Annotated in this window: 8 protein-coding genes and 1 pseudogene; 4 read left to right on the top strand and 5 right to left on the bottom strand. The window is 65.7% G+C overall.

The window, feature by feature from the left end; genetic code table 11:
- From D3874_RS25220 to D3874_RS25205, 4 genes and pseudogenes are all read left to right on the top strand, one after another.
- A partial coding sequence (locus D3874_RS25220) for a BRCT domain-containing protein (RefSeq protein WP_274380646.1) occupies positions 1-699 on the top strand: 699 nt, incomplete at its 5' end.
- 9 nt (positions 700-708) lie between these two features.
- On the top strand, positions 709-1,179 hold the full coding sequence (locus D3874_RS25215; RefSeq protein WP_119777210.1) for a MarR family winged helix-turn-helix transcriptional regulator: 471 nt from the start codon (positions 709-711) through the stop codon (positions 1,177-1,179).
- A 195-nt stretch (positions 1,180-1,374) separates the two neighbouring features.
- Positions 1,375-3,336 carry a putative nucleotide-diphospho-sugar transferase gene (locus D3874_RS25210; RefSeq protein WP_119777211.1) on the top strand — a complete coding sequence of 654 codons (1,962 nt, stop codon included), beginning with the start codon at positions 1,375-1,377 and terminating at the stop codon, positions 3,334-3,336.
- 96 nt (positions 3,337-3,432) lie between these two features.
- Positions 3,433-3,684, top strand: a pseudogene (locus D3874_RS25205) (acyl-CoA dehydrogenase family protein); the annotation flags it as partial.
- Here D3874_RS25205 and D3874_RS32565 read toward each other — a convergent pair.
- The 5 genes from D3874_RS32565 to D3874_RS25180 form a co-directional block, all read right to left on the bottom strand.
- Entirely contained in the window at positions 3,591-4,028 is a 438-nt protein-coding gene (locus tag D3874_RS32565; RefSeq protein WP_274380645.1) for an acyl-CoA dehydrogenase family protein, read from the bottom strand. The pseudogene D3874_RS25205 and the gene D3874_RS32565 overlap by 94 nt on opposite strands.
- Before the next feature lie 59 nt (positions 4,029-4,087).
- Positions 4,088-4,576, bottom strand: coding sequence for a putative nucleotide-diphospho-sugar transferase (locus D3874_RS25195; RefSeq protein WP_119782494.1), 489 nt, complete (start codon positions 4,574-4,576; stop codon positions 4,088-4,090).
- The gene (locus D3874_RS25190) at positions 4,552-6,048 is read right to left on the bottom strand and encodes a hypothetical protein (protein ID WP_119782493.1); all 1,497 of its coding nucleotides are present in this window, start codon (positions 6,046-6,048) and stop codon (positions 4,552-4,554) included. The genes D3874_RS25195 and D3874_RS25190 overlap by 25 nt, the downstream gene beginning before the upstream one ends.
- A 195-nt stretch (positions 6,049-6,243) precedes the next feature.
- Positions 6,244-6,714: a MarR family winged helix-turn-helix transcriptional regulator gene (locus D3874_RS25185; RefSeq protein WP_119777210.1), complete on the bottom strand. Its 471-nt coding sequence runs from the start codon at positions 6,712-6,714 to the stop codon at positions 6,244-6,246.
- A 9-nt stretch (positions 6,715-6,723) separates the two neighbouring features.
- A partial coding sequence (locus D3874_RS25180; protein ID WP_274380644.1) for a BRCT domain-containing protein occupies positions 6,724-7,423 on the bottom strand: 700 nt, incomplete at its 5' end.

The raw sequence follows: 7,423 nt of genomic DNA, 5'->3' as shown, positions 1-7,423 counted from the left end.
CGAGGCCTGGGCGAGAAGCAGGTGAAGGCACTGTGGGACTGGGGCCTGGTCCACGGCCCCGGCGATATCTTCCGCCTGGAGGAGCGCGACCGGCAATCGTTGACGCCCTTGCGCAATCGCGACGGCTGGGGCGCGCAATCGGCCAGGAAACTGTTCGAGGCGATCGAGCAGCGGCGCAAGGTGCCGCTGGCCCGCCTGCTCTTCGCCCTGGGCATGCGCCATGTCGGCGAGCGCAACGCCAGCCTGATCGCCCGCCATTTCGGCTCGGTCGAAACCCTGGCCGAGGCCTGCCTGACCACCGACGAACGCCGGGCCGAGGCGATGGCGGAGTTGCTCACCGTCGACGGCCTGGGGCCGATCGTGGTCGAGGCCTTCGACCAGTTCCTGGCCGAGCCGCACAATGCCGATACCTTGCGCGACCTGGTCGGGCTGCTCGATGTCCAGCCGCCCGAGGCGCGCGCCGCCGACAGCCCGGTCGCCGGCAAGACCGTCGTCTTCACCGGCACCCTGGAACGCATGACGCGCGACGAGGCCAAGGCCCGCGCCGAATCCCTGGGCGCCAAGGTTTCGGGCTCGGTCTCCAAGAAGACCGATATCGTGGTTGCCGGCCCGGGCGCCGGGTCCAAGCTGGCCAAGGCGACCGAATTCGGCGTGCAGGTCATGACCGAGGACGAGTGGCTGAGCCTGATCGGCGGCTGAGAGGTTTTCATGACGGGTGAGATCGACCGCCGCGCCATTCTGCTCGCCCGGGCGGTGGTCGTGCTGTTTCGGGATTTCGAGCTGGTCGCCCGCGAGGCGGAAATCACCGTGCCGCAGTACCGCTTCCTGCTGTTCCTCAAGCGGGGGCCCAAGCGGGCGGGGGAACTGGCCTTCGAGGCGGCGATCGGCAAGCCGACCGCGTCGGCCCTGATCGTCGAGATGGAAAAGCGCGGCCTGATCACCCGCGAGGCCGATCCCGACGATGCGCGCAGCATCCGCCTGCGCCTGACCGACCTGGGCCTCGACCGCCATGCCGCCTTCGAGACGGCCCTGGCGCGGCACCTGCAAGGCGTGCTGTCAGGGGGCGACGCCGACCGCATCCTGGAGGCTACCACCGAACTGGCCTATCTGATCGATGCCATGCGCGACCGCGCGTCAGTCGAATCAGTGGGCAATCTGATCGGCGACGAGCGTGATTGATCGGCGGTCTCTTGACGCGCCGCCGCCGCTATCGCCTTCTGGGCTTTGGTTGGGCGGGACGCGGAAGGCACGACTGTCGGCGTTGGGCGAACGGGGACTGGCATGACGACTTATCAGAAGGCAATTGCCGACGCCCAATTCGCTCTCTCCCAGCATTCCCGCCGGAACAACAAGGCAGCAAGGCTTCTCGAATGCTTGGACAGCATCAGGGCCGAGGCCGCCAAATTGGGCGACGAGCATCCCAAGATTGCCAAGGTGAAGGAATGCGAGGCATCGCTTCTGGTCGCCCTGGGGCAGAATGACGATGCCATCGCCGTGTTCAACGACCTGCTGGCCAAGCTGCCGCGCAAGCCCCGGCGCAAGCGCGTCAAGGCGGCAAAGAAGAAACTGGTCTATCTCGCCCGCCTGCTGAACATCTTCGAAACGATCCTGCGCGCCGGCGAACGCAGCCAGCGCGCCGCGGTCAAGCAGCAATTGCTGGGCGTCGTGCAGGCGAACCTGCCGGTGGTCTCCAAGTCGCTCGAGGAAATGCGCCTGCGCGTCGGCTTCATGAAGCTCGGCATGGGGCGCGACCATACGATCAATTTTCTCGATGCGCAGGCCAAGGGCCCCTTTGGCGACGAAGCGGCGATGGAGGCCCTCAAGCTCGCCATCGAGCAATTCATCTCCGACCCCCACGGCAGCCTCTACGAAAGCATCGCGGGGCGCCTGAACCGCAAGCGCCAAGCCAAGTGGTGGTCCTTGCGGGCCAAGCCGCTGAGCGAGACCTGGCTGCTCGGCAATGCGATCCTGCACGCCTATTTCACGCGGGAGACGGCAAAGGGCCTGCGGCCCGCCGATCTGCGCACCGGGACCATGGCCCAGGTGACGCAGACCTATATCGCCAAGGCCTCGATCTTCGGCCGCCCCAGGCTGAGCCGACTGGTGCCGCTGATCGGCGAGGAGACGATCTGGAGCGATGTCTACGACGGCGCCGAGGAAACGAAGCGGCTGATCACCGACGCGCTCTTCAACGCGGCCTTCACCAAAGGGCGCGCGCAGGACGCCGAGGTGACCGAAGACCTGCGCCTGAAGATCGCGCGCTGCGCCACCTGCCTGCAGGGCTTCTGGCAGCAAGCCGATTTGCGGGAGGATCTGCTCGGCCGGCTGGAGGAGGCTTGGTCGGGCATCGATACCCCACGCGCCTTCGTCGTGCGCGGCCAGATCGCCGTCGTTCGCAACGAGCACGACCGTGCCGAACAACTCTTCATGACGGCCGAGGAGCGCGACACCAGGCAGGGCCTGACCGGGTCGGGCCATTCGACCTTCATTTCGCCCGACCGGGTGAAACTGCGGGATTTCGGCATCGACAACAGCCCGTTTTCGGCCGACGCCTGCAAGTTCGAGCTCAAATTCGCCGACGAGGCGGACGGCGACGGGCCGGTGGCTGTAACCAGTGCCGATCCGATCTATTTCCGCCGCTATGCCGTGCCCTATGCCACCAGCCTGTGGGCATTGGCGCCCCGGATGCCCATTCACTTTCACGTGCTGGGCGATCTTGGCAATGTCGAGAACACCCTGGTTGCCCTGGGGGAGGCCGGCGGCGCCTTCTCCATCTCGACCGAGACCCCCGCAGTCTCCAAGCCGTATTACTATGCCACTGCCCGCTTCCTGCGCGCCGCGGAATTCATGCGGCTGTTCAAGCGGCCCTTGATACTGACCGATATCGACATCGTCTTTCGCGACGATCCGGCGCGATACGTGCCGCGCTGGATCGAGGCCGGTGATGTGGGCGTCCGATTCTTCGACGCGGTGCGGGCGCGCTGGTCGGTCTCCCGCAAGCGCCTCCTGTACCGGTATCCCAAGTTCGAGCCTTGGCGCATGCTCAACGCCGGCTGCGTTTACCTGAAGGCGAACACGCAGGCCAAATCGTTTCTCGATGTGCTGGCCAACCATACCTCGGAAGCCATGGCACGCTTTGCCGACAATCGCGGTTCGAACTGGTGGATCGACCAGAACATTCTCTATGCGGTCTTCGTTGCGACCATGCGGCAGGGGTCGGCCAAGGTATTCAGCCTGGAAAACACCGGCATCCCCTTCGGCGGCTACGTCCCGGTCGAGGGAGATCTGGGCCGGTCGGCCGGCACCCATCCGGCATTGGCCTTGCTGCAGGCTTGACACCCCGGAGTCTCGCCAATAGTTCGTGCCACGAACTAAAAGCCCGAGGAAGCGCCTGATGGAACTGACGCCCAGCACGAGGAACTGCGCCGCACCGTGCGTCGCTTCATCGAGGCGGAGATAAACCCGCATGTCGACGCCTGGGAAGCGGAGACGATTTTTCCGGCGCATGAAGTCTTCAAGAAGATGGGCGACCTCGGGCTACTGGGCATCGCCAAGCCGGAGGCCTATGGCGGCTTGGGCCTCGACTATTCCTACAGCGCGGTGATGTCGCAGGAACTGAGCCGGATCAACTCCGGCGGTGTCGCCATGGCCATCGGCGTGCAGACCGACATGGCGACGCCGGCGCTGGCCCGCTTCGGTTCGGACGAGTTGCGCCAGGAATTCCTGGCGCCGTCGATCGCCGGCGTCGCCATGTCGGTCTGCACGCCGATGGCCATGGCGACACCGCCGGAGTTGATCCGGCTCAGTTCCTGCGACATCACCGCGCTGTAGGAATAGTCGAGGCCCAAGCCGCCATAGGCCTCCGGCTTGGCGATGCCCAGTAGCCCGAGGTCGCCCATCTTCTTGAAGACTTCATGCGCCGGAAAAATCGTCTCCGCTTCCCAGGCGTCGACATGCGGGTTTATCTCCGCCTCGATGAAGCGACGCACGGTGCGGCGCAGTTCCTCGTGCTGGGGCGTCAGTTCCATCAGGCGCTTCCTCGGGCTTTTAGTTCGTGGCACGAACTATTGGCGAGACTCCCGGGGTGTCAAGCCTGCAGCAAGGCCAATGCCGGATGGGTGCCGGCCGACCGGCCCAGATCTCCCTCGACCGGGACGTAGCCGCCGAAGGGGATGCCGGTGTTTTCCAGGCTGAATACCTTGGCCGACCCCTGCCGCATGGTCGCAACGAAGACCGCATAGAGAATGTTCTGGTCGATCCACCAGTTCGAACCGCGATTGTCGGCAAAGCGTGCCATGGCTTCCGAGGTATGGTTGGCCAGCACATCGAGAAACGATTTGGCCTGCGTGTTCGCCTTCAGGTAAACGCAGCCGGCGTTGAGCATGCGCCAAGGCTCGAACTTGGGATACCGGTACAGGAGGCGCTTGCGGGAGACCGACCAGCGCGCCCGCACCGCGTCGAAGAATCGGACGCCCACATCACCGGCCTCGATCCAGCGCGGCACGTATCGCGCCGGATCGTCGCGAAAGACGATGTCGATATCGGTCAGTATCAAGGGCCGCTTGAACAGCCGCATGAATTCCGCGGCGCGCAGGAAGCGGGCAGTGGCATAGTAATACGGCTTGGAGACTGCGGGGGTCTCGGTCGAGATGGAGAAGGCGCCGCCGGCCTCCCCAGGGCAACCAGGGTGTTCTCGACATTGCCAAGATCGCCCAGCACGTGAAAGTGAATGGGCATCCGGGGCGCCAATGCCCACAGGCTGGTGGCATAGGGCACGGCATAGCGGCGGAAATAGATCGGATCGGCACTGGTTACAGCCACCGGCCCGTCGCCGTCCGCCTCGTCGGCGAATTTGAGCTCGAACTTGCAGGCGTCGGCCGAAAACGGGCTGTTGTCGATGCCGAAATCCCGCAGTTTCACCCGGTCGGGCGAAATGAAGGTCGAATGGCCCGACCCGGTCAGGCCCTGCCTGGTGTCGCGCTCCTCGGCCGTCATGAAGAGTTGTTCGGCACGGTCGTGCTCGTTGCGAACGACGGCGATCTGGCCGCGCACGACGAAGGCGCGTGGGGTATCGATGCCCGACCAAGCCTCCTCCAGCCGGCCGAGCAGATCCTCCCGCAAATCGGCTTGCTGCCAGAAGCCCTGCAGGCAGGTGGCGCAGCGCGCGATCTTCAGGCGCAGGTCTTCGGTCACCTCGGCGTCCTGCGCGCGCCCTTTGGTGAAGGCCGCGTTGAAGAGCGCGTCGGTGATCAGCCGCTTCGTTTCCTCGGCGCCGTCGTAGACATCGCTCCAGATCGTCTCCTCGCCGATCAGCGGCACCAGTCGGCTCAGCCTGGGGCGGCCGAAGATCGAGGCCTTGGCGATATAGGTCTGCGTCACCTGGGCCATGGTCCCGGTGCGCAGATCGGCGGGCCGCAGGCCCTTTGCCGTCTCCCGCGTGAAATAGGCGTGCAGGATCGCATTGCCGAGCAGCCAGGTCTCGCTCAGCGGCTTGGCCCGCAAGGACCACCACTTGGCTTGGCGCTTGCGGTTCAGGCGCCCCGCGATGCTTTCGTAGAGGCTGCCGTGGGGGTCGGAGATGAATTGCTCGATGGCGAGCTTGAGGGCCTCCATCGCCGCTTCGTCGCCAAAGGGGCCCTTGGCCTGCGCATCGAGAAAATTGATCGTATGGTCGCGCCCCATGCCGAGCTTCATGAAGCCGACGCGCAGGCGCATTTCCTCGAGCGACTTGGAGACCACCGGCAGGTTCGCCTGCACGACGCCCAGCAATTGCTGCTTGACCGCGGCGCGCTGGCTGCGTTCGCCGGCGCGCAGGATCGTTTCGAAGATGTTCAGCAGGCGGGCGAGATAGACCAGTTTCTTCTTTGCCGCCTTGACGCGCTTGCGCCGGGGCTTGCGCGGCAGCTTGGCCAGCAGGTCGTTGAACACGGCGATGGCATCGTCATTCTGCCCCAGGGCGACCAGAAGCGATGCCTCGCATTCCTTCACCTTGGCAATCTTGGGATGCTCGTCGCCCAATTTGGCGGCCTCGGCCCTGATGCTGTCCAAGCATTCGAGAAGCCTTGCTGCCTTGTTGTTCCGGCGGGAATGCTGGGAGAGAGCGAATTGGGCGTCGGCAATTGCCTTCTGATAAGTCGTCATGCCAGTCCCCGTTCGCCCAACGCCGACAGTCGTGCCTTCCGCGTCCCGCCCAACCAAAGCCCAGAAGGCGATAGCGGCGGCGGCGCGTCAAGAGACCGCCGATCAATCACGCTCGTCGCCGATCAGATTGCCCACTGATTCGACTGACGCGCGGTCGCGCATGGCATCGATCAGATAGGCCAGTTCGGTGGTAGCCTCCAGGATGCGGTCGGCGTCGCCCCCTGACAGCACGCCTTGCAGGTGCCGCGCCAGGGCCGTCTCGAAGGCGGCATGGCGGTCGAGGCCCAGGTCGGTCAGGCGCAGGCGGATGCTGCGCGCATCGTCGGGATCGGCCTCGCGGGTGATCAGGCCGCGCTTTTCCATCTCGACGATCAGGGCCGACGCGGTCGGCTTGCCGATCGCCGCCTCGAAGGCCAGTTCCCCCGCCCGCTTGGGCCCCCGCTTGAGGAACAGCAGGAAGCGGTACTGCGGCACGGTGATTTCCGCCTCGCGGGCGACCAGCTCGAAATCCCGAAACAGCACGACCACCGCCCGGGCGAGCAGAATGGCGCGGCGGTCGATCTCACCCGTCATGAAAACCTCTCAGCCGCCGATCAGGCTCAGCCACTCGTCCTCGGTCATGACCTGCACGCCGAATTCGGTCGCCTTGGCCAGCTTGGACCCGGCGCCCGGGCCGGCAACCACGATATCGGTCTTCTTGGAGACCGAGCCCGAAACCTTGGCGCCCAGGGATTCGGCGCGGGCCTTGGCCTCGTCGCGCGTCATGCGTTCCAGGGTGCCGGTGAAGACGACGGTCTTGCCGGCGACCGGGCTGTCGGCGGCGCGCGCCTCGGGCGGCTGGACATCGAGCAGCCCGACCAGGTCGCGCAAGGTATCGGCATTGTGCGGCTCGGCCAGGAACTGGTCGAAGGCCTCGACCACGATCGGCCCCAGGCCGTCGACGGTGAGCAACTCCGCCATCGCCTCGGCCCGGCGTTCGTCGGTGGTCAGGCAGGCCTCGGCCAGGGTTTCGACCGAGCCGAAATGGCGGGCGATCAGGCTGGCGTTGCGCTCGCCGACATGGCGCATGCCCAGGGCGAAGAGCAGGCGGGCCAGCGGCACCTTGCGCCGCTGCTCGATCGCCTCGAACAGTTTCCTGGCCGATTGCGCGCCCCAGCCGTCGCGATTGCGCAAGGGCGTCAACGATTGCCGGTCGCGCTCCTCCAGGCGGAAGATATCGCCGGGGCCGTGGACCAGGCCCCAGTCCCACAGTGCCTTCACCTGCTTCTCGCCCAGGCCCTCG

This window comes from Oleomonas cavernae, assembly GCF_003590945.1.
Classification (GTDB): domain Bacteria; phylum Pseudomonadota; class Alphaproteobacteria; order Zavarziniales; family Zavarziniaceae; genus Zavarzinia; species Zavarzinia cavernae.
The sequence above is the reverse complement of the archived record's forward strand: the minus strand, read 5'-3'. Positions and strand labels throughout refer to the sequence as shown.

Bases quoted from the DNA above. Each gene is read 5' to 3' on its own strand.
- D3874_RS32565 (WP_274380645.1), bottom strand. From the start codon at position 4,028: ATGGAACTGACGCCCCAGCACGAGGAACTGCGCCGCACCGTGCGTCGC.
- D3874_RS25215 (WP_119777210.1), top strand. From the start codon at position 709: ATGACGGGTGAGATCGACCGCCGCGCCATTCTGCTCGCCCGGGCGGTG.
- D3874_RS25195 (WP_119782494.1), bottom strand. From the start codon at position 4,576: ATGCGGCTGTTCAAGCGGCCCTTGATACTGACCGATATCGACATCGTC.
- D3874_RS25185 (WP_119777210.1), bottom strand. From the start codon at position 6,714: ATGACGGGTGAGATCGACCGCCGCGCCATTCTGCTCGCCCGGGCGGTG.